We start from the raw sequence: 19,313 nt of genomic DNA, 5'->3' as shown, positions 1-19,313 counted from the left end.
AGGCCCATTGGGGCCTCGTGGTTCGAGACGGCGCTACGCGCCTCCTCACCATGAGGGACTAACACCGAGCAAGAACTGAGGTTCGCCATGAATTTCGATGACACCCCGCAGGAAGCCGCATTCCGCGAGACCGCGCGCAAATGGGTCGACGCCAACGCGCCGAAGGAGTTTTTGGCGGAGCTGTCAAAATCCTCGCTCGGCCGCATCCGGCTTGCACAGCACGACATCGTCGATGTCGGCAAGGCCTGGCAGAAGAAGAAGGCGGAGGGCAACTGGGCCTGTCTGCACTGGCCGAAAGAGTATGGCGGCCGCGGCGCCACGCCGATCGAGCGCGTGATCTGGCAGCAGGAGGAAGGCGTCTACGGCAAGCTGACCCAGCCGTTCCAGATCGGCGAAGGCATGTGCGGCCCGACCGTGATGGCGTTCGGCAGCGAGGACGCCAAGCGCCGCCATTTGCCGAAGCTCGCCGCGGGCGAGGAGATCTGGTGTCAGCTGTTCTCCGAGCCGTCGGCCGGCTCTGACGTCGCGGGCTTGCGCACGCGCGCGGAGAAGAAGGGCGACAATTGGGTCGTCAACGGCCAGAAGATCTGGACCTCAGGCGCGCACTATTCCGACTATGGCCTTTTGATCGCGCGCACGGATCCCAACGTGCCCAAGCACAAGGGCCTCACCATGTTCTTCCTGGACATGAAGAGCCCCGGCGTCGAGGTGCGCCCGATCAAGCAGGCCAACGGCATGCAGGAGTTCAACGAGGTCTATTTCACCGACGTCGTCATTCCGGACAGCCAGCGCCTCGGCGCCGTCGGCGAGGGCTGGAGCGTGTCGCTGACCACGCTGATGAACGAGCGCATGTCGATCGGCTCCCGGCTTGCGACCGGCGTTCCCGAGATGTTCGAGTTCTGCTCCAACCTGATGCTGGAGGACGGGCTCGCCATCGACGATCCCGCCGTACGTTCAAAACTTGCGAGCTGGGCGGTGAAGTCGAGCGGGCTGAAATACACCAGCTACCGCGCGATCTCGGCGCTGTCCAAGGGCGACAGGCCGGGGCCGGAGAATTCGATCGGCAAGCTGGTGTCCGGCATGATGCTCCAGGACATTGCGACCTACGCCATGGACCTCCAGGGCGCGGCCGGCGTTCTCACCGGCGTGGACGAGGAGACGGTGCAGGGCCAGTTTCAGCAGATGCTGCTGTCCTCGCCCTCGATGCGCATCGCCGGCGGCACCGACGAGATCTTGCGCAACATCATCGCCGAGCGCGTGCTGGGATTGCCGGGCGACATCCGCGTCGACAAGGACGTGCCGTATAACAAGATCCCGACGAAGGGGCGTTGATATCTCGTGTCCCGGACGCGCGAAGCGCGAGCCGGGACCCGGGAGCCACGATGGACAGACCACAATGGGCCCCGGCTCAGCGCCGCATCACTTCGTGCTGCGTCGCGTCCGGGGCACGAAAAGCGAGCTAGGCAATGGACGCTAAAGTGAACCAAAACGACCGCATCGGCGTGCTCGAAGAGCTCCTCAACGAGCGCTATTCGGTGCGTGCCTTCCTGGCCAAGGACGTCGATCGCGCGACGATCGAACATTTGCTGACTACCGCGCAGCGCACGGCGTCGTGGTGCAACAGTCAGCCCTGGCAGGTGATCATCGCCAGCGGCGAGGCCAGGGAGCGCTTCCGCAAGCTGATTTACGCGGAAGCATCCGGCGGGCTCGGCGACGATTATGACTTCACGCCGCCGCGCGAGTATGTCGGCGCCTATCTCGAACGCCGCCGCGAGAGCGGTTTTCAGCTCTACAACACGCTCGGCATCGTCAGGGGCGACAAGACGGCCTATGCGAAGCAGGCGCTGGAGAACTACAATTTCTTCGGCGCGCCGCATGTGGCCATCATCCACACCAACGAGCCGCTCGGCATCTACGGTGCGATCGATTGCGGCGCTTATGTCTCGAACTTCATGCTGGCCGCGCAGGCGCTCGGGGTCGGCACGATTCCGCAGGCGGCGCTGGCGCGCCACTCCGGCCTGATCCGCCGCCATTTCAATCTGCCTGATGACCGCCGCATCGTCTGCGGCATCTCGTTCGGCTATGCCGATAACGCCCACAAGGTCAACAGCTACCGCACCTCGCGTGCGAGCGTGGCCGAGACCGTGACCTTCGTGGACGAGTGATCGCCGCCACGCTACCCGCCATCCATAAGCCCGCATCAGGTTTTCAGACGCGCGAAGACGGCCGCGGAAGCGGCCGCCTTCGTCTTGTTTAAGTCCGATTGACGCCCGCCGCTATCCGCCGCTGCCGCCGATCACAGCGCGGATGGTCTCGTCGGGCCCGAAATCCTCGGCACCGTCGACATAGAGCAGCGCCGCGAGCTTCGAGCGCGCGCGGTTGACGCGGCTCTTGATCGTGCCGACTGCGCAGCCGCAGATCGAAGCCGCATCCTCGTAGGAGAAGCCGGAGGCGCCGACCAGGATCAGCGCTTCACGCTGGTCCTGCGGAAGCTTATCGAGCGCCGTGCGGAATTCCTCGAACTCGAGATGGGCGTTCTGCGAGGGCTGTGTCTTCAGCGTCTTGGCATAGTTGCCTTCGGCATCCTCGACTTCCCGCCGCCGCTTGCGATAGTCGGAGCGGAACAGGTTGCGCAGGATCGTGAACAGCCACGCCGGCAGGTTGGAGCCGGGCTGGAACGAGTCGATGTTGGCAAGCGCGCGCAACAGCGTCTCCTGAACCAGATCGTCCGCGCGGTCCGCATTGCCGCTGAGCGAGATTGCGAACGCGCGCAGGCTGGGCACGGCCGCCAGAATGTCGTTACGCAGGGAGTCGGTGAGAGGCATCAATCCCTCCCATTGTTGTCGTTGGATCCGCCACCATTTTCTACTTGGGGTGTCGCTCCTGGCGCATCAAGCTTCTTGATGAGTTCCGCGAACCGGTCCGGAACGCCCTGCCGCACCACGTCGTCGTACATGGCGCGCAGCTGATGGCCGATCCGGGATTGGATTTCCGGAGTGAGCCCTCCTTTGCCGGGGGTCGTGCTTTTGCTTGCTTGAGACTTGAGATCTTTCATGACCTGTTCCACGTTTCCCCGAGTTAAGTGACTGTAAAATCGAGAAGTTCTCTCAACCGGGAGCCGTTCCCTGGATAGGCTCAATGCGAGCTGCGAGAAAAAGTTCCGCCCCGATGCGGAACTTTTCTCGGTCTGAAGCGTAATCAGCCCAGCAGGGGAACCCCGGGCCCCCCGCGTAACGTCTGCACGTCAAGGTCGGCCCGAAGATGAATGGAGTGGGGATGTCCCGTTCACAGCTTGTTGCTGAACACTTGCCTTTGCTGCGCCGATACGCACGCGCCCTGACGGGCAGCCAGTCATCCGGTGACGCCTATGTCGCAGCCATGTTGGAAGCCATGCTGGGAGATCCGTCGGTGCTCGACGAGAGCCACGGGCCCCGCGCCGGCCTGTTCCGGCTGTTCACCCAGATCTGGAATTCCGTTTCCGTCAACGACGATTCCGAGGTGACGAACCTGCCGATGCCGCCGGAGCGACGTCTGTCGAACATCACGCCGCTGCCGCGGCAGGCCTTTCTGCTGCTCTCGCTTGAGGGATTCTCGGAAGAGGAAGTCGGCTACATTCTCGGCACTGACGTCAGCGAGACGCGCCGGCTTGCGGATGCCGCAGGGCGTGAGATGGCCGTCGAGATTGCCACCGACGTGCTGATCATCGAGGACGAGACCTTCATCGCCATGGACCTCGAGAGCCTGGTGAAGAATCTCGGCCACAATGTCGTCGGCGTCGCCCGTACGCACGCCGATGCGGTCGCGCTGGCCAAAAACAAGCGGCCCGGCTTGATCCTCGCCGACATCCAGCTCGCCGACGGCTCGTCGGGCCTCGACGCCGTCAACGAGTTGCTACCGTACCTTCGAAGTGCCGGTGGTGTTCATCACCGCGTACCCGGAACGCTTCCTCACCGGCGAGCGCCCCGAGCCGGCGTTCCTGATCTCAAAACCGTTCCAGCCGGCGATGGTGTCGGCGGTGGCGAGCCAGGCCCTGTTCTTCCAGCGCAACTCCCGCAACCGCGCCCCGAAAGTACCGGCGGCGTAAGGAAGGCGCCTGCGCCCGGCATTTGACGACATCTGATCCGGCGTGCCGCAAGGTGCGCCGGATTTTTGTTGACCGGTTGCCGCGCTTGACGGCCGTCGAATTCGCCGCTCATACCTCGTGCAGCGGCCGTTGCAGCTGCAGTGCCATCGGAGACGTGTTCATGGACCAAGAACTCCTCGACCGCCTCGCCATCCGCGACCTCGTCGAGAATTGGGCGGTCTGGCGCGATGCCGGCGATTGGGAGCGTTTTGCCACCGTCTGGCACCAAGAGGGCTGGATGTCCGCCACCTGGTTTCAGGGGCCGGCGCGGGATTTCATGCGGGTTAGTCAGGAGGGGTTTGCCAAGGGCGTGCGCATCCTGCATTTCCTCGGCGGCACCAGCATCGACCTCGAGGGTGCGCGCGCCATCGCACAGACCAAGATGACCATCTCGCAGCGCGCGCCGGTCCACGACGTGCCCTGCGACGTCGTCTGCACCGGGCGCTTCTACGATTTCCTGGAGAAGCGGCAGCGAAAATGGGGCATCATCCGCCGCCAGCCGATCTACGAGAAGGACCGGATCGATCCGGTCGATCCCGCCGCGACACTTCAGCTCGACCAGAAAGCCCTCGCCGCGCTGCCCGAAGGCTACCGCCATCTCGCCTACATGCAGGAGCTGATCGGCTACAAGGTCAAGCGCGACATGCCCGGCCTGACCGGGCCTGAGGTCGAGAAGCTCTATGGCGAAGGGCGAGCGTGGCTGGCGGAAAAGGCGAAGTGAAGCCCAGACAGAAGTGAAGCCCAGACAAAAGTAAGGCGCGACTGGCATCACCACAGTCGCGCCCTACGTCGCCGGCTTATGGGGCAGGGGGGAATAGCCGGCTGTTGAAACGACTCCCCGCCGCCGGAGTCGTTCCAGGCGGTTGCGAAATTTTTTGCCAGGGTCCTGCACACGGTTAAGTGATCTTAACGATTGAGAACTCGCGGTCCTCTGCTCCGTTGTTCCCGCATCGCCATGGGGCGAGGGACCGATAGATATGTCACAGATTCAAAAGGTATTTTTGGGCGCCGTCGCGATTGCCGCAACGCTCGGCGCCGTCCAGGTGGGCGCAGTGCAGCTGGCCTCCGGCCATGATCTGGCCGACCGCTGGCAGGCTGTTGCAGACAAGCCGGGCCATAACGTCAATCGTTCCAGCAAAGCCGACCGGCTGCCCGATATCAAGCAGGCGGGGGTCCCGACCCGCACTGTGTCGATGCGGCTGAACGACCTGGCTGACACGTCGGTGCTGCTGCGCATCCCCGCGGTGATCGAGACCGGCAATGCCAAGCCAGCCGGTGCTGCTCCCGAACCAGAAGCAGAGCCGCAAAAAGCCGACGATTGCCTGCGAGCCGATGGTCAGCTCCCTGACCGAGGTCGCAAAGCTGCTCCAGCCCGGCCGCTGTGTGACCTGATCGGCATGGACCGGGATAAGTCGCCCTCCGCGGGGAGGGCGATTGTTCACGTCCACTTGATCCACTACCCCATCGCGTTATATCCCGGGTCTCTTCCCCTTCGATTGACCGGGTGAACGCATGACGACGTCAGACACGGCTGTGCATACGCAGCCCTTCCAGGCCGAGGTTTCCGAGCTTTTGCACCTGATGGTGCACTCCGTCTATTCCGAGACCGACATCTTCCTGCGCGAGCTCGTCTCCAACGCATCGGACGCCTGTGACAAGCTGCGCTATGAAGCCATCGCCGGTCCGGCGCTGCTGGGCGAGGGCGACGTTCTCAAGATTCGTATCATTCCGAACAAGACCGCGGGGATGTTGACGATCGCCGACAATGGTATCGGCATGGAGCGGCAGGAGCTGATCGACCATCTCGGCACCATCGCCCGTTCCGGCACCAAGGCCTTCGTGTCGAAGCTCAAGGAAGCCAAGGACGGCCTCGGCCTGATCGGCCAATTCGGCGTCGGCTTCTATTCCGCCTTCATGGTCGCCGACAAGATCGTCGTCGTCAGCCGCCGTGCCGGCGAGAGCGACGTGTGGACCTGGACGTCCTCCGGCGGCTCCGGCTTCGAGATTGCGCGCGCAAGCGACGAGGAAGCGGTGCGCTTGGCACGCGGCACCGAGATCGTCCTGCACCTCAAAGACGACGCGAAGAAGTATCTTGAGACTTACGAGATCGAGCGCATCGTCGGCGCCTATTCCGACAACATCCTGTTCCCGATCGAGCTGGTGCCGGAAGAGGGCGAGCCGCGCCAGATCAATTCCGCGAGCGCGCTGTGGCAGCGCTCCAAGTCCGAGCTGACAGCCGAGGACTACAAGAAGGCGTATCAGCAGATCGCATCCGCCTTCGACGATCCCGCGATGACGCTGCACTACCGCGCCGAAGGCCGCTATTCCTACGCCGTGCTGCTGTTCGCGCCGTCGACGAAACCGTTCGACCTGTTCGAGCCCTCGCGTAAAGGTCGCGTCAAGCTCTATGTCCGCCGCGTCTTCATCACGGATGACGCCGATCTGTTGCCGGGCTATCTGCGCTTCATCCGCGGCGTCGTCGACAGCGAGGATCTTCCGCTGAACATCTCGCGCGAGATGCTGCAGAACAATCCGCAGCTCGTGCAGATCCGTAAAGCGGTGGCGACGCGTGTGGTAAACGAACTCGAAAGCCTTGCCGACAAGGACCCGGAGAACTTTGCGAAGATCTGGGAGGCCTTCGGCGCGGTGCTGAAGGAAGGTATCTACGAGGATTTCGAGCGCCGTGAAAAGCTGCTCGCGCTGTCGCGTTTCACCACGACTTCGGGCGAGAAGCGCTCGCTCAAGGACGTCATCGCCGATTTCAAGCCGAACCAGACCGAGATCTATTATCTCGTCGGCGACAGCATCGAGCGGCTGAAGTCGAGCCCCCGGCTCGAGGCGGCGACAGCGCGCGGCATCGAAGTGCTGCTGCTTTCCGATCCGGTCGACGCCTTCTGGACCTCGATGCCATCGGAGTTCGAGGGCAAACCGCTGAAGTCGCTGAGCCAGGGCGACCTCAACCTCGACCTGATTTCGCGCGTCGACGAGGCGGACGAGGCGAAGAAGGACGAGCCGGCCGCCGACGAGGCCGCCACTATCGCCGTGATCAAGGCCGCGCTGGGCGAGCGCGTCAGCGACGTCAAGGCCTCGACGCGCCTCACCAGCTCCGCCTCCTGCCTCGTCGCCGACAGCCAGGGCCCGAGCCGCGAGCTCGAGCGCATCCTGGCGCAGCAGAACCGCGGCATGCGCACCAAGCCGATCCTCGAGATCAATCTGCGCCATGCGCTGGTCACGGCGATCACGAAGGCTCAGGCCGGCTCGAAGCTGGTCGATGACCTCAGCCTGCTCCTGCTCGAACAGGCGCAGATCATGGATGGCGAACTGCCGGAAGACCCTGCGGCGTTTGCGGCGAGGTTGAACCGGCTGGTGTTGCAGGGGCTCGGCGGATAGCAGCCACAGGCCATATGCTCCGCTGCGTTCATTCCGCCGCGTGATCCTTCTGCTCGTCGCGCGCGGCGGCGGCCTGCGGCTTCTTCTCCATCCAGCGCGAGAGCAGGTCGGAGAAGCGGTCGAGATAGAGGTAGACGACCGGGGTCGTGAACAGCGTCAGCGCTTGGCTCACGAGAAGGCCGCCGACCATCGCATAACCGAGCGGTTGGCGGATTTCGGAACCGGTGCCGCTTCCGAGCATCAGCGGCACGCCACCGAGCAGGGCAGCCATCGTCGTCATCATGATCGGGCGAAAACGCAGCAGCGCCGCCTGGCGGATCGATTGCTCCGGGGTGAGATGCTGCTCCCGTTCGGCCGCTATGGCGAAATCCACCATCATGATGCCGTTCTTCTTGACGATGCCGATCAGGAGAATGACTCCGATCAGGGCAATGAGGCTGAAGTCGAAGCCGAAGATCATCAGGATCGCGACGGCGCCGACGCCGGCCGAGGGCAACGTGGACAGGATGGTCAGAGGGTGGATGTAGCTCTCGTAGAGCACGCCCAGGATCAAATAGACCACGACCAGTGCGGCGAGGATCAGCAACGGCACGGTGCCGAGCGATTGCTGGAACGCCTGCGCGGTGCCCTGAAAGCTCGTTGCCAGCGCCGGCGGCGCCCGCATCTCGCCGACCGCATGCAGCACCGCGTCGGTCGCCTCTCCCAGCGCAACGCCCTCGGCGAGATTGAAGCTGATCGTCACCGAGGGGAATTGGCCTTGATGCGAGATCGCGAGCGGGCGCACGGGCACATTGGTCCAGTTGCAGAACACCGAGAGCGGCACCTCGTCGCCGGTAAGCGGCGATTTGAGATAGAGCTTGTCGAGCGTACCAAGCTGGCCTTGTAGATCCGGCGTGATCTCCAGGACGATGTGATAGCTGTTGGTCTGGGTAAAGTATTGCGCCACCTGACGCTGGCCGAACGCGTCATAGAGGGTATCGTCGATCAGCTGCGGCTGGATGCCGTAGCGTGCGGCGGTGTCGCGATTGATCCTGAGTTGAACCGTCGTGCCTTCGGTTTGCTGGTCGGTCGCGACGTCGCGCAGTTGCGGCAGTGTCTTCATCGCGGCGAGGATTTTCGGCGCCCATTCGTTCAGTTCGGCTAGGTTGGCGTCCTGGAGCGTGAATTCGAACTGGGTGCGGCTGGCGCGGCCGCCGAGACGAACGTCCTGCGAGGCCTGCATATAGAGCCTGGCGCCCTCGACCTTGGCGAGCTTGGGCCGCAGCCGCGCGATGATCTGTTGTGCGCCGGCGTCGCGCTCCTCCCGCGGTTTCAAGGTGATGTACATGCGCCCCGAGTTCAGTGCCGTACCGCCGCCGCCGATGAACATCGCGATCGAATCGACGGCGGGGTCGGCCTGCACGATAGTGTTGAGCTCCACCTGGCGCCGTTTCATCTCAGCAAAGGAGATGTCCTGGGGCATCTCGGACACGGCTGTGAGGAAGCCGTTGTCCTGCTGCGGGAAGAATCCCTTCGGGATCAGGACGAAGAGGTAGACCGAGAGCGCTACGGTCGCGAAGAAGATGCAAAGGGTCACGAAACTGTGGCGTAGCGCGACATCGAGCCCGCGTTCGTAGGCGCCGAGCACGCTTTCGTACATTCGTTCGCTCCACTGATAGAAGCGGCCGTGCCGGGCCTCGTGATTGGCACGCAGGAAGCGCGAGGCCATCATTGGCGTCAGGGTCAGCGACACCACGAGAGAGACGAGGATCGCCATCGCCAGAGTGACCGCGAATTCGCGGAATAGCCGGCCGATGATACCGCCCATCAGCAGCAACGGGATCAGCACCGCGATCAGCGAGATGCTGATCGAGACGATGGTAAAGCCGATTTCGGCCGCGCCCTTGTAGGCCGCAGCAAGCGGCCTCTCGCCCTGCTCTACGTAACGGGTGATATTCTCCAGCATCACGATGGCATCGTCCACCACGAAGCCGACCGCGATCGTCAGCGCCATCAAGGAGAGGTTGTCGAGCGAATAGCCGAAGACCCACATCAGCGAGCAGGCTCCCAGCAGCGCCAGCGGCACCGTGATGCTCGGGATGATCGTGGCCCAGAAGCTGCGGAGGAAGATGAAGATCACCATCACCACGAGCGCGATCGTGGTCATGAGCGTGATCTGCACGTCTTCGACGGCAGCGCGGATGGTGATGGTGCGGTCGCTGATGATCTTGATCGAGATCGCGGGCGGGATCGCCGCGATCAGCCGCGGCAGCTGCGCCTTGATCCGATCGACGGTCTCGATGACGTTGGCGCCGGGCTGCTTGAAGATGACGAGGAACACACCGCGCTTGCCGTCGGCCCAGGCCGCCGTCTTCATGTCCTCCGGCCCTGCCACTGCCTCGCCCGATGTCGCGGATCCGCAACGGCGCGCCGTTGCGATAGGCGACGATGACGTCCTGCCAGTGCTGGGCCTGGGTGAGCTGGTCGTTGGCGTAGATCGTGTAGGCACGCCTGGCGCCGTCGATGCTGCCCTTCGGGCTGTCGGTGGTCGCAGCCGCGATCTGGGCGCGCACGTCCTCCAGCGACAGGCCCTTGGCGACGAGCTTGGCCGGATCGATCTGTATGCGGACCGAGGGCTTCTGCTGCCCGCCGACGAACACTTGCGCGACGCCGGATAGCTGGCTGATCTGCTGCGCGAGCTGCGCGTCGGTGCGGTCGCTGACGACGGTCAGCGGCAGTGTGTCCGACGTCGCGGACAGGATCATGACCGGCGAATCCGCCGGGTTGACCTTGCGATAGGTAGGAGGCGAGGGCAGGTTCTTCGGCAGTTGGCCGCTCGCCGCATTGATCGCGGCTTGCACGTCACTGGCGGCGGCGTCGATCCTGCGGTTGAGGTCGAACTGGATGGTGATCGACGCCGAACCCAGCGAGCTGGTCGACGTCATCTGCGTGATGCCGGGGATCTGCGCGAGCTGGCGCTCGAGCGGCTGCGCCACGGAAGAGGCCATGGTCTCCGGGCTGCCGCCGGGAAGCGAAGCCGAGAGCTGAATGGTCGGAAAGTCGACCTGGGGCAGCGGGGCAACAGGCAGCAGAGGATAGGCCACGAGGCCTACGAACAGGATGCCCGCCATCAGCAGTGAGGTGCCGATCGGATAGCGGATGAACGGAGACGAGAAGCTCTCTTGCATGCCCTGACACCACCAGCCTGGCCAGCGCATCTTCTCCCCGCGCACGGCGGAGCCGCGCCCGAGAGCCCGAGCGCGAAAGCGCGTTTCCTTCAGCCCATTTGTTTGTTGATTGCCCTGGAACGTCGTCGGTCCGGGGCCGGCGTTGTGATCGAAAGACTAGTCCGTTCGCTCCGGCCAGCGAACGAATTCCTGCGCCGGATGCTTGCGACCTTTGTCGAAGGAGAGCTGCAGCGAGTTATGCGTTCCGCGCAGGCCGGAAAGGGGGGGCTTTCCGCTTTCGCATCCTTGCGGCGCTGTCTCTCATCCATTTCGCCGCGCGTCACAAGCGAGAGAGCCATGGAATAGGAACAATCGCTTCTTCCGTGCGGTTGTGCCATATCGAAATGGCATAACGCGTGCCGTTGCCACCGATTCGAGGAACTGTCCGATGCGCCTGCCGATCCTGACCCTCACCGCGATTGCCACGCTGTTCGTTGCGGCAGATGCCGGCGCCCAGACCTATGATCCGCGTACCCGGTGTGCATGCACGTCTACACGCCCGGCGGCTTCGGCGGGGGCGGCGGCGACTATTTCGACTGCTCCTTCACCTCGCTGCCGCAGTGCCGCGCCACGGCGTCGGGCCGCTCGGCGAGCTGCGACGTCAACCCCTATTACGCCTTCGACGAACCGCCGCCGGCGCCGCGCCGGCGTCACAAGAAGGTGCACTAACGATTGGCGATTGCGATGTCCGGGACATTTTTCATGCGTTGCTCATTCGGCCTGATCGCGATCGTCGGTGCATTGCTTGCAGCCGCGCCGTCGCATGCGCAGACCTTCGACCCACGCTATCCCATCTGCATGCATGTCTATTCGGGCGCGAATGGCGGTGGCGGGGAGTGGTACGATTGCTCCTTCACCTCGCTGCCGCAGTGCCGCGCCACCGCTTCGGGCCGCTCCGCGAGCTGCGATCTCAATCCGTATTATCCGTTCAACGCACCGCCGCAGCGCTTGCGCCATAGGCGAGGCGGCTAGCACTCGCCGCTCGTTCGGTCGTCAATCCGACGGAGCATGAAGAACTACGTGCTGTGTGCGTCTCCGGAGGGCGGCGCCTTGTCGGCCGCGACGGCGATCGCGTTGGTCAATTCCCAGGTCATCTTGTCTGTGGTCCAGTCGCTTGCGTGCAACCTGTCGCCATCGCCGGGGTCGACCATGCGGTCGAACGAAATTTTTGCAACATCGTGCCAGGCCTTCATCAGCGCGAAGCGACGAAAGACGTTGACCCTCTTGGCATGGGCGATCTCGCTGATCGCCGCGACCATCGCGTTCGTCTTGTCGGCCTTGGCCGGTGTCAGCAGCGCCGGCACATATTGCAGGTCCATCAAGATCACGTCGATCCGTTTGGCGCCGAGCAGCCGGTCAACACCGTCACGGATGGCCTGCCTGGTGTCCTTGAACGATGGGGGATTCCGTTGCCACACTGAATTGGTGCCGACCTGCCAGATGACGAGATCAGGGTTCAGATCGAAGACATCATGGTCAAACCGCCTCAGCTCCAGACAGGCCTCTTCGCCGCCGACGCCCCGGTTGATCACCTCGATTGCGACATTTGGAAATTTTATCCGCAGGTCCGCCAGCAGCCGCTGCGGATAGGGCGCGATGCCTCCTTCGCCCGCCGTGGTCGACGAGCCGATCACGACCACCTTGACCTGTCTTTCCTTCAGGCGGCTGGCAAAATTGGTCAGCGGCTGCTCGAACGGCGCGGCCTGGACAGGAAACTCTGACGAGTCGAGAGCCACGGGTCGTCTCCCTTTTGCAACCCGGACAATGCAGGGTCGAAAAGCTTAGACCGTTTACCCGGGCCCGCCTAGCCTCGCGCGCCCTGATACAGGTCGCTACTCCTTCCTGATCCCCGACAAGCATGAAGGAAAATGTCGCGTGGTGATCATGACGCTCTCCAGTTCACCTGCGCCCCGCAAGCAGGACAAGGGGACACGCGCGGCGCGTCCCAAGGCAACTGGCTTTGCTATCGCAAGAATTGCGCAGCCGCGCACGCCGATCCCACCGGCTTGATAAAGGATGACTAGAGTTAATCGCGCACTAACCGGGTTTTACCTTGTCTCTTAACATCTGGGCAGGGCGTGCGAGCTAAGCTGCCGGAAACAGCAGACACGTTCCGAAAGAATGAACGGCATGACCATCGGCGTCACCGAGCAACCGAAAGCCGCGCGCGCACCTTCGGCTTCAAAGATCTGGCTGAAGGCCATCGAGCTCACCGCGCGGATCGAGACGCTGCCGGGCCGGCTATTCGCCGACGTCGTCGACGATTGGGCGCAGCGGCAGCCCGATCGCGTCGCATTGGTCGCCGATGACGCAAGCCTCGGCTATGAGGGGCTCTCGAAACGCATCAATCGTTATGCGCGGTGGGCCCGCTCGGCCGGTGTAGCCAAGGGCGACACTGTCGCGTTGATCATGCCGAACGGCATCGACTATGTCGCGGCCTGGCTCGGGATCAGTCGCGTCGGCGGCGTGGTCGCGCTGATCAACACCAAGCTCGTCGGCCAGTCGGTCGCGCATTGCATCGATGTCGCAAAGCCCGCTCAAATTATCGTCGCGCACGAGCTCACGAAGGCGCTGGACAGCGCGTCGCCGCACCTGAAGACGGAAGCAAAGGTCTGGACCCATGGCGATGCCCGCGGTGGACGCGCGATCGACGTCGCACTTGCCGCGCTCGATGACGGCCCGCTTTCTCCGGACGAGCGTGGCGACGTCACCATCAACGATCGGGCCCTGCTGATTTACACGTCCGGGACCACCGGCCTACCGAAAGCGGCCAGCATCAGCCACCGCCGCATCCTGAACTGGGGCTTTTGGTTTGCCGGCCTCACCGGCGCAACGCCTCAGGATCGGCTTTACGACTGCCTGCCGCTGTTCCACTCGGTCGGCGGCATCGTTGCACCATGCAGCATGCTGGCCGCCGGCGGCTCGGTGGTAGTCGCGGAAAAATTCTCGGCATCGAATTTCTGGCCCGAGATCGTGCGTCACGATTGCACGTTATTCCAATATATCGGCGAGCTCTGCCGCTATCTTCTGAAGGCGCCGCCGTCCGAATACGAGAACCGGCATCGCCTTCGTCTTGTCTGTGGCAACGGCCTGCGCGGCGACATCTGGGAAGATTTCCAGGCCCGTTTTGCAATCCCCCGCATCCTCGAATTCTACGCGGCGACCGAAGGCAATTTCTCGCTGTTCAACGTCGAGGGTCAGCCCGGCGCGATCGGCCGCATCCCGCCGCTGCTCGCGCATCGTTTCCCTGCCAGCCTCGCCAAGCTCGATCCCGATAGCGGCGTGCCGCTGCGCAATGCAGAAGGCTTTTGTATCCCCTGCGCGCGCGGCGAGGCCGGCGAAGCCATCGGCCGCATCGGCACGGCGGATGCGGGTGGCGGTCGCTTCGAGGGCTACACCGAGGCGAGCGAGACCGAGAAGAAGATCCTGCGCGATGTCTTTGCCAAGGGCGATGCCTGGTTCCGCACCGGCGATTTGATGCGGCTCGACGACAAGGGCTTCTTCCACTTCGTCGATCGCATCGGCGATACCTTTCGCTGGAAAGGCGAGAACGTGGCGACCTCGGAGGTCAACGACGCCGTGCGCGATTTCACCGGCGTGATCGACGCCACCACTTACGGCGTCGGCATCCCCGGCACCGATGGCCGCGCCGGCATGAGCGCGATCGTGGTAAACGAGGGCTTTGACGTCGCGGCGCTGCCCGTACATCTGGCGCAGCGTCTGCCGGCTTATGCGCGCCCCGTCTTCATGCGCATCTCGCGCGAGCTCGATGCGACCGAGACGTTCAAGCAGAAGAAGGGCGAGCTCGCGCGCGAGGGATTTGATCCGGGGACGATCTCCGATCCCCTATTCATGCTGGACCCGAAGACCGGCGCCTACGTTGCGCTGGATGCGAAGACCTATACGCAAATCAACGAGGGTACGATCCGGCTTTAACCGCGTGAAAATCCGCCAGATAGGTCCAATTTTATCCGAATTGTCCAAGAAGCCATTTACTTCTGTCGGGTAAACAAACGGGCATGGGAGGCGGTCATCAAGAGCCGCCGCAATACGAACGACAACAGAAGCGAGCCAGCCATGTCGGTACGGTCTAAAGTCATTGAAGCGATCCAGCAGATCGCCAAGGAGCAGCACGTCACGCTTCCCGCGCTCTCGGACGATCTGTCCCTGCACGAGACGGGCTTCGACTCGCTCGCCTTCGCCATCCTGGTGGCGCGCCTCGAGGACGAGACCGGCGTCGACCCCTTCACCATCTCCGAGGACGCAGCGTTCCCCGCCACCGTGGGCGATTTTGTGCGGGCCTACGAAAATGTCCCCGCGTGAGAACTTTGCGCTCCGCGACCATCTTGGCGCGGAGCTGACGGGCCGCACGCTGTCGGACGCGCACGATGTCGTGTCGCTGACGGATATTTTGTCGCACACGGTCCTGGGTGGCCGCCTGCGCGAATTGTCCGGCCGCGCAGTGCTGCTGAAATTGTCCGATCAGCTCCGGTCGGGTCTTGCCATGATCGAGCTCGACGGTATCGCTCGTCGCATGCTGCTGTGCCCGCCCGATCTCAACCCAGCGCATCTCGATGCGCTGATCGCGGATGCCGGGATCGATGCCGTCGTCACCGACGAGCCGGATCGCTGGGCCGATACCGGCGTGCCGCTGGTCGTCACCGCGCAATTGCCGCTTCAGGTCACCGCCCCGGCCACGACCGAACGCGCCACGGAATGGCTGATGCTCACTTCGGGCACGTCGGGCGTGCCGAAGATCGCCGGCCATACGTTGGAGGCACTCACCGGGGCGATCGTCGCCGAAGGCCCCGCGAAGGGACCGGCGCCGGTATGGGCGACGTTCTACGACATCCGCCGCTATGGCGGCTTGCAGATATTCCTCCGCGCCGTTCTCTCCGGCGGCTCGTTGGTGCTGTCCGATCCGCATGAGGTGCTCGGCGATCACGTCACGCGGCTGAAGGCGCGTGGCGTCTCCCATATCTCCGGCACGCCCTCGCACTGGCGCAAGCTGTTGATGAGCGGCTCGGCCGCGCAATTTGCGCCGCGCTACGTCCGCCTCTCCGGCGAGATCGCCGACCAGGCGGTGCTGGACGGCCTGAAGGCGGCATTCCCGAATTCCTCCGTCGGCCATGCCTATGCCTCGACCGAGGCCGGCGTCGGCTTCGCCGTCAATGACGGGCTGGAAGGCTTCCCGGCCGACTATCTCGGCAACCGCAACGGCGTCGAGATGAAGGTCGTCGACGGCTCGCTCCGCATCCGCTCGACGCGCACGGCGCATGCCTATATCGGCCGCAATGCTGCTGCGCTCACCGATGACGACGGATTTGTCGATAGCGGCGATATCGTCGAATTGCGCGGCGCCCGGTACTATTTCGTCGGCCGCCGCGGCGGCATCATCAATATCGGTGGGCTGAAGGTTCACCCTGAGGAGATCGAGGCGGTGATCAACCGTCATCCCGACGTGCGGATGTCGCGGGCGAAGTCGCGCAAGAGCCCGATCACCGGCGGCATCGTCGTCGCTGATTTGATCCTTGCCGACGGCACCGATCCGGCGCGCGCGAAAGAGATCCGCGACCAGATCCTGGATCTGTGCCGCGCGCAGCTCGCGTCCCACAAGGTGCCGGCGGTGATCAGCTTCGTCGAGGCGCTCGACGTCACCCCGGCCGGCAAACTGGCGCGCACCGATGCATAATGTTCTCGTCACCGGCGGTAGCCGCGGCATCGGCCTTGCGATCGGCAAGCGGCTTGTTGATGCCGGCTACAACGTGATCGCGGCGGCGCGGCGCGAGAGCGACGAGCTCAAGGCCGCGATTGCCGGGTCGGAGGGGCGCCTGCATTTCCGCGCCTGCGACCTCGCCGTAATCGACGCGATCCCGGCCTATGCAAAACTCGTGCGCGACGAATTCGGCCCGATCTACGGCCTCGTCAACAATGCCGGCCTCGGCACCGAAGGCCTGCTCGCGACCATGCACAATTCCGAGATCGAGGCGCTGGTGCAGCTCAACGTGCTGTCGCCGATCATCCTCACCAAATATGTCGCGCGGCAGATGATGGCCGATGGTGTGGGCCGCATCATCAACATCTCCTCGATCATCGCGACGACAGGCTATAACGGTCTCTCGGTCTATGGTGCGACCAAGGCCGCCGCCACCGGCTTCACCCGCTCGCTCGCGCGCGAGGTTGGCAAGCTCGGCATCACCGTGAATGCGATCGCGCCCGGTTTCATCGACACCGAGCTCACGCACAATCTTTCCGACGAAGGGCGCAAGCGCATCGCCGGCCGCAGCGCGCTGCGTCGCTTGCCGGAGATGGATGACGTCGCGCGCATGGTGGAATATCTGCTCGGCGAGGGCGGCCGCAACGTCACCGGCACCGTGTTTACGATCGACGCGGGGAATACGGCGTAAGCGGCACCCGGTCGCCATAATTGAGTTGATCCGGCGCAATGACATCAAGCCGGATTTGGTCGTAAGATGCCCCGCAATCGATTGGGTTATGTCAATCGATCTGCCCCAATTGACAGGGAGCAGTCCATGACCACGTCAAACATGACCGCTTCAAATCCCGACCGGACCGAGCCATCTCGCGCCAAGTCGGACGATGTTCATTGCCCGCCGATGACGCAGCAGAATTCCGGCAGTCACGGCTATGAAATGTATCCGCAGCAGTTCGTGCGTCTGGTCGGCTGCCACGACGCATCGCTCGAAGCCTTGCGCAAGCGTGAGGACGAGAAGCTGCACTAGCGGAGGTCGTCCATCGGAAGAACTCTGGCGTCGGGCTGGCGCTGCGTCAGCCGATGGCGCGATTGTCTTGTGCTGAAATGAACCGGCACCTTGTCGTTGAGGTCGTCTCGGCCAATGATGGTGCGACCTTCGGACGAGCCGGCCGGCGAACCCGAAGCGATCCCGCCGCGTATCTTCCCTCATCCGAAACTCGACCGGCAACCGCAATGTCAGCCGCTTCCTTCTACGGCAGCATTCCCGTCTTTCGCGGCTTCACCAGCCTGATGGACCCTGCATTGTATTCGCCGCTGCCGGACGACTGGAGTGTCGGCGTTGCTGACATCGTGGATTCCACCAAAGCGATCGCGGCGCAGCGCTACAAGGCGGTGAACATGGCCGGCGCCGCCGTGATCGCAGCGGTGACAAACGCATTGGAGGGACGCGAATTCCCCTTCGTGTTCGGCGGCGACGGCGCGAGCTTCGCGGTCGCGCCTCGCGATCTCGAGCCGGCCCGCGGGGCTCTGGCTGCGACCGCAACCTGGGTGCGGGAAGATCTCGATTTGGGGATGCGCGTCGCGCTGGTGCCGGTGAGTGCCATCCGAGCGCAGGGCCTCGACGTGCGCGTCGCGCGCTTCGGTCCGTCGGCCAATTTGTCCTATGCGATGTTCTCGGGCGGCGGGCTTGCCTGGGCCGACGCCGCGATGAAGCGCGGCGACTTTGCAATACCCGAAGCGCCCGCGGGCACGCAGCCCGATCTCTCCGGCCTGTCCTGCCGGTTCGAGGTGATTCCGGCTGCGCGCGGGCTGATTTTGTCGGTGCTGGTGATGCCGACCCAGGGCGCCGATCCGCGAGCCTTCCGCAAGGTGATCGAGGATGTCATCCAGCTCGTCGAGCGCAGTCCGGATGCCGGTCGGCCCGTGCCGCCGCAAGGGCCGCCGCTGACATGGCCGCCGCAGGGGCTTGACTATGAGGCGCGCACCAAGCGCGGAGGTCCGCTGCTCGCACGCCGCGCCAGCGTGCTGGCCTACACGCTGTTCGTCTATCTGATCATGCGCTTTGATCTCAACGTCGGCGGCTTTGTACCGAAGCGCTATACACGTCAAGTCGTGGAGAACTCCGACTTCCGCAAATATGACGATGGCCTGCGCATGATCCTGGACTGTACGCCGGAACTCGAACGCGCCCTCAGCAATCGTCTCGCCGCGGCCGCGCGCGACGGCATCGTGCGCTATGGTCTCTATCAGCAGGACGCCGCGATGATGACCTGCTTCACGCCGTCGGCGCTGCGCAGCGATCACGTCCATTTCATCGACGGCGCGCGGGGCGGCTACGCCTCGGCGGCCACGGCGCTGAAGGCGATGACCGCGGGAGCGAGCTAACGCCCCGCGCGCGTCCAGGTTTCGCCGCCGCAGAGCGCGCCAACGCAGCCTTCGACGCGCAGCGAATCCGCTGATGTCACGCTGACGCTGCTGGCATAGGTGCCGCCGTCATCGGCATTGTAGATCTGGCCGGACCATTTGTTCGGCCCTGAAGGCTGCATGCCGTTGAACAATGGCAAGCCGATCATCGGGCGCCTGGCGAGGGCGGGATTGGGATTCTTGTTGTCGGTGGCGGGCTGGCCGGTCGCGGTGTCGTGGGGTTCACGCAGCCAGACGACATTGCCGCAGATGCCGCCGCCGCATTTGCTGATCTTGACGCGGGCGTCGCCGGCCTGGGTCTGCCAAGTCCCGTCGGCGCTCTGCGCACGGGCGGCAGTCGCGCCAAGTAGCGCAGCCAGGAGGACGATGAGAGCAGCGAATCTGGAAGTCATGGAGAGCCCCGAAGTGGAGCGCCTCCATAGCAGCCTGACGGGATAGTGCAACGCTGGATGGA

Annotated in this window: 15 protein-coding genes and 4 pseudogenes; 14 read left to right on the top strand and 5 right to left on the bottom strand. The window is 63.9% G+C overall.

The features are described from left to right. Window positions 1-87: 87 nt before the first annotated feature. Together ACVWYI_RS35870 and ACVWYI_RS35865 are read left to right on the top strand one after the other, a co-directional pair. Window positions 88-1,332 (top strand): acyl-CoA dehydrogenase, encoded by a 1,245-nt coding sequence (locus ACVWYI_RS35870; RefSeq protein ID WP_247445132.1) that lies wholly within the window; start codon window positions 88-90, stop codon window positions 1,330-1,332. A 134-nt stretch (window positions 1,333-1,466) separates the two neighbouring features. After that, window positions 1,467-2,165: a nitroreductase gene (locus ACVWYI_RS35865; protein WP_354050688.1), complete on the top strand. Its 699-nt coding sequence runs from the start codon at window positions 1,467-1,469 to the stop codon at window positions 2,163-2,165. Between the two features lie 111 nt (window positions 2,166-2,276). On the opposite strand, the gene ACVWYI_RS35860 is transcribed toward ACVWYI_RS35865, so the two are convergent. Together ACVWYI_RS35860 and ACVWYI_RS35855 are read right to left on the bottom strand one after the other, a co-directional pair. Further along, window positions 2,277-2,825, bottom strand: a complete 549-nt coding sequence (locus ACVWYI_RS35860; protein WP_007597240.1) for a sigma-70 family RNA polymerase sigma factor — start codon at window positions 2,823-2,825, stop codon at window positions 2,277-2,279. Further along, entirely contained in the window at window positions 2,825-3,055 is a 231-nt protein-coding gene (locus ACVWYI_RS35855; RefSeq protein WP_026232505.1) for a NepR family anti-sigma factor, read from the bottom strand. The genes ACVWYI_RS35860 and ACVWYI_RS35855 overlap by 1 nt, the downstream gene beginning before the upstream one ends. Before the next feature lie 221 nt (window positions 3,056-3,276). Here ACVWYI_RS35855 and ACVWYI_RS35850 point away from each other — a divergent pair. The 4 genes and pseudogenes from ACVWYI_RS35850 to htpG all read left to right on the top strand — a co-directional run bounded on the left by ACVWYI_RS35850 (window position 3,277) and on the right by htpG (window position 7,513). Further along, a pseudogene (locus ACVWYI_RS35850) lies at window positions 3,277-4,084 on the top strand (response regulator). Window positions 4,085-4,244: 160 nt separating this feature from the next. Continuing rightward, window positions 4,245-4,844: a nuclear transport factor 2 family protein gene (locus ACVWYI_RS35845; RefSeq protein WP_247351039.1), complete on the top strand. Its 600-nt coding sequence runs from the start codon at window positions 4,245-4,247 to the stop codon at window positions 4,842-4,844. Window positions 4,845-5,100: 256 nt separating this feature from the next. Then, a pseudogene (locus ACVWYI_RS35840) lies at window positions 5,101-5,515 on the top strand (hypothetical protein). A 120-nt stretch (window positions 5,516-5,635) separates the two neighbouring features. Next, window positions 5,636-7,513, top strand: a complete 1,878-nt coding sequence (gene htpG, locus ACVWYI_RS35835) for a molecular chaperone HtpG (RefSeq protein ID WP_247339567.1) — start codon at window positions 5,636-5,638, stop codon at window positions 7,511-7,513. A 28-nt stretch (window positions 7,514-7,541) separates the two neighbouring features. Here htpG and ACVWYI_RS35830 read toward each other — a convergent pair. Beyond that, window positions 7,542-10,680: pseudogene (locus ACVWYI_RS35830) on the bottom strand (efflux RND transporter permease subunit). A gap of 427 nt (window positions 10,681-11,107) precedes the next feature. On the opposite strand from ACVWYI_RS35830, the pseudogene ACVWYI_RS35825 reads away from it, so the two are divergent. Both ACVWYI_RS35825 and ACVWYI_RS35820 read left to right on the top strand, forming a co-directional pair. Further along, a pseudogene (locus ACVWYI_RS35825) lies at window positions 11,108-11,388 on the top strand (DUF3551 domain-containing protein). A gap of 33 nt (window positions 11,389-11,421) precedes the next feature. Continuing rightward, window positions 11,422-11,691: a DUF3551 domain-containing protein gene (locus tag ACVWYI_RS35820; protein ID WP_247339572.1), complete on the top strand. Its 270-nt coding sequence runs from the start codon at window positions 11,422-11,424 to the stop codon at window positions 11,689-11,691. A 44-nt stretch (window positions 11,692-11,735) separates the two neighbouring features. On the opposite strand, the gene ACVWYI_RS35815 is transcribed toward ACVWYI_RS35820, so the two are convergent. After that, the gene (locus ACVWYI_RS35815) at window positions 11,736-12,455 is read right to left on the bottom strand and encodes an SGNH/GDSL hydrolase family protein (protein WP_247339574.1); all 720 of its coding nucleotides are present in this window, start codon (window positions 12,453-12,455) and stop codon (window positions 11,736-11,738) included. Between the two features lie 385 nt (window positions 12,456-12,840). Between ACVWYI_RS35815 and ACVWYI_RS35810 the strand changes: the two genes are divergently transcribed. The 6 genes from ACVWYI_RS35810 (at window position 12,841) to ACVWYI_RS35785 (ending at window position 18,820) form a co-directional block, all read left to right on the top strand. Continuing rightward, complete coding sequence (locus ACVWYI_RS35810; protein ID WP_456664380.1) at window positions 12,841-14,655, top strand: long-chain-acyl-CoA synthetase; 1,815 nt, start codon at window positions 12,841-12,843, stop codon at window positions 14,653-14,655. Window positions 14,656-14,796: 141 nt separating this feature from the next. Beyond that, window positions 14,797-15,042, top strand: coding sequence for an acyl carrier protein (locus ACVWYI_RS35805; RefSeq protein WP_015688794.1), 246 nt, complete (start codon window positions 14,797-14,799; stop codon window positions 15,040-15,042). Then, window positions 15,029-16,411, top strand: coding sequence for a class I adenylate-forming enzyme family protein (locus ACVWYI_RS35800; RefSeq protein WP_456664379.1), 1,383 nt, complete (start codon window positions 15,029-15,031; stop codon window positions 16,409-16,411). Before ACVWYI_RS35805 ends, ACVWYI_RS35800 begins: the two co-directional genes overlap by 14 nt. Then, window positions 16,404-17,126 (top strand): SDR family NAD(P)-dependent oxidoreductase, encoded by a 723-nt coding sequence (locus ACVWYI_RS35795; protein WP_247339588.1) that lies wholly within the window; start codon window positions 16,404-16,406, stop codon window positions 17,124-17,126. Before ACVWYI_RS35800 ends, ACVWYI_RS35795 begins: the two co-directional genes overlap by 8 nt. 126 nt (window positions 17,127-17,252) lie before the next feature. After that, a complete protein-coding gene (locus tag ACVWYI_RS35790) occupies window positions 17,253-17,462 on the top strand; it encodes a hypothetical protein (protein ID WP_456664378.1) in 210 nt (69 codons plus the stop codon). Between the two features lie 206 nt (window positions 17,463-17,668). Then, window positions 17,669-18,820, top strand: a complete 1,152-nt coding sequence (locus tag ACVWYI_RS35785) for a DUF3095 domain-containing protein (protein ID WP_456664377.1) — start codon at window positions 17,669-17,671, stop codon at window positions 18,818-18,820. Here the strand turns inward: ACVWYI_RS35785 and ACVWYI_RS35780 are convergent. Then, on the bottom strand, window positions 18,817-19,251 hold the full coding sequence (locus ACVWYI_RS35780) for a DUF2147 domain-containing protein (protein ID WP_354050706.1): 435 nt from the start codon (window positions 19,249-19,251) through the stop codon (window positions 18,817-18,819). The two genes, ACVWYI_RS35785 and ACVWYI_RS35780, sit on opposite strands and share 4 nt — an antisense overlap. Between the last annotated feature and the right edge of the window lie 62 nt (window positions 19,252-19,313).

The sequence above is a fragment of the Bradyrhizobium sp. LB13.1 genome (assembly GCF_054056815.1).
The sequence above is the reverse complement of the archived record's forward strand: the minus strand, read 5'-3'. Positions and strand labels throughout refer to the sequence as shown.

Excerpts from the sequence above, each read along its gene's own strand:
- ACVWYI_RS35870 (WP_247445132.1), top strand. The coding sequence starts at position 88 with ATGAATTTCGATGACACCCCGCAGGAAGCCGCATTCCGCGAGACCGCG.
- ACVWYI_RS35865 (WP_354050688.1), top strand. The coding sequence starts at position 1,467 with ATGGACGCTAAAGTGAACCAAAACGACCGCATCGGCGTGCTCGAAGAG.
- ACVWYI_RS35860 (WP_007597240.1), bottom strand. The coding sequence starts at position 2,825 with ATGCCTCTCACCGACTCCCTGCGTAACGACATTCTGGCGGCCGTGCCC.
- ACVWYI_RS35855 (WP_026232505.1), bottom strand. The coding sequence starts at position 3,055 with ATGAAAGATCTCAAGTCTCAAGCAAGCAAAAGCACGACCCCCGGCAAA.
- ACVWYI_RS35845 (WP_247351039.1), top strand. The coding sequence starts at position 4,245 with ATGGACCAAGAACTCCTCGACCGCCTCGCCATCCGCGACCTCGTCGAG.
- htpG (WP_247339567.1), top strand. The coding sequence starts at position 5,636 with ATGACGACGTCAGACACGGCTGTGCATACGCAGCCCTTCCAGGCCGAG.
- ACVWYI_RS35820 (WP_247339572.1), top strand. The coding sequence starts at position 11,422 with ATGCGTTGCTCATTCGGCCTGATCGCGATCGTCGGTGCATTGCTTGCA.
- ACVWYI_RS35810 (WP_456664380.1), top strand. The coding sequence starts at position 12,841 with ATGAACGGCATGACCATCGGCGTCACCGAGCAACCGAAAGCCGCGCGC.
- ACVWYI_RS35805 (WP_015688794.1), top strand. The coding sequence starts at position 14,797 with ATGTCGGTACGGTCTAAAGTCATTGAAGCGATCCAGCAGATCGCCAAG.
- ACVWYI_RS35800 (WP_456664379.1), top strand. The coding sequence starts at position 15,029 with ATGTCCCCGCGTGAGAACTTTGCGCTCCGCGACCATCTTGGCGCGGAG.
- ACVWYI_RS35795 (WP_247339588.1), top strand. The coding sequence starts at position 16,404 with ATGCATAATGTTCTCGTCACCGGCGGTAGCCGCGGCATCGGCCTTGCG.
- ACVWYI_RS35790 (WP_456664378.1), top strand. The coding sequence starts at position 17,253 with ATGACCACGTCAAACATGACCGCTTCAAATCCCGACCGGACCGAGCCA.
- ACVWYI_RS35785 (WP_456664377.1), top strand. The coding sequence starts at position 17,669 with ATGTCAGCCGCTTCCTTCTACGGCAGCATTCCCGTCTTTCGCGGCTTC.
- ACVWYI_RS35780 (WP_354050706.1), bottom strand. The coding sequence starts at position 19,251 with ATGACTTCCAGATTCGCTGCTCTCATCGTCCTCCTGGCTGCGCTACTT.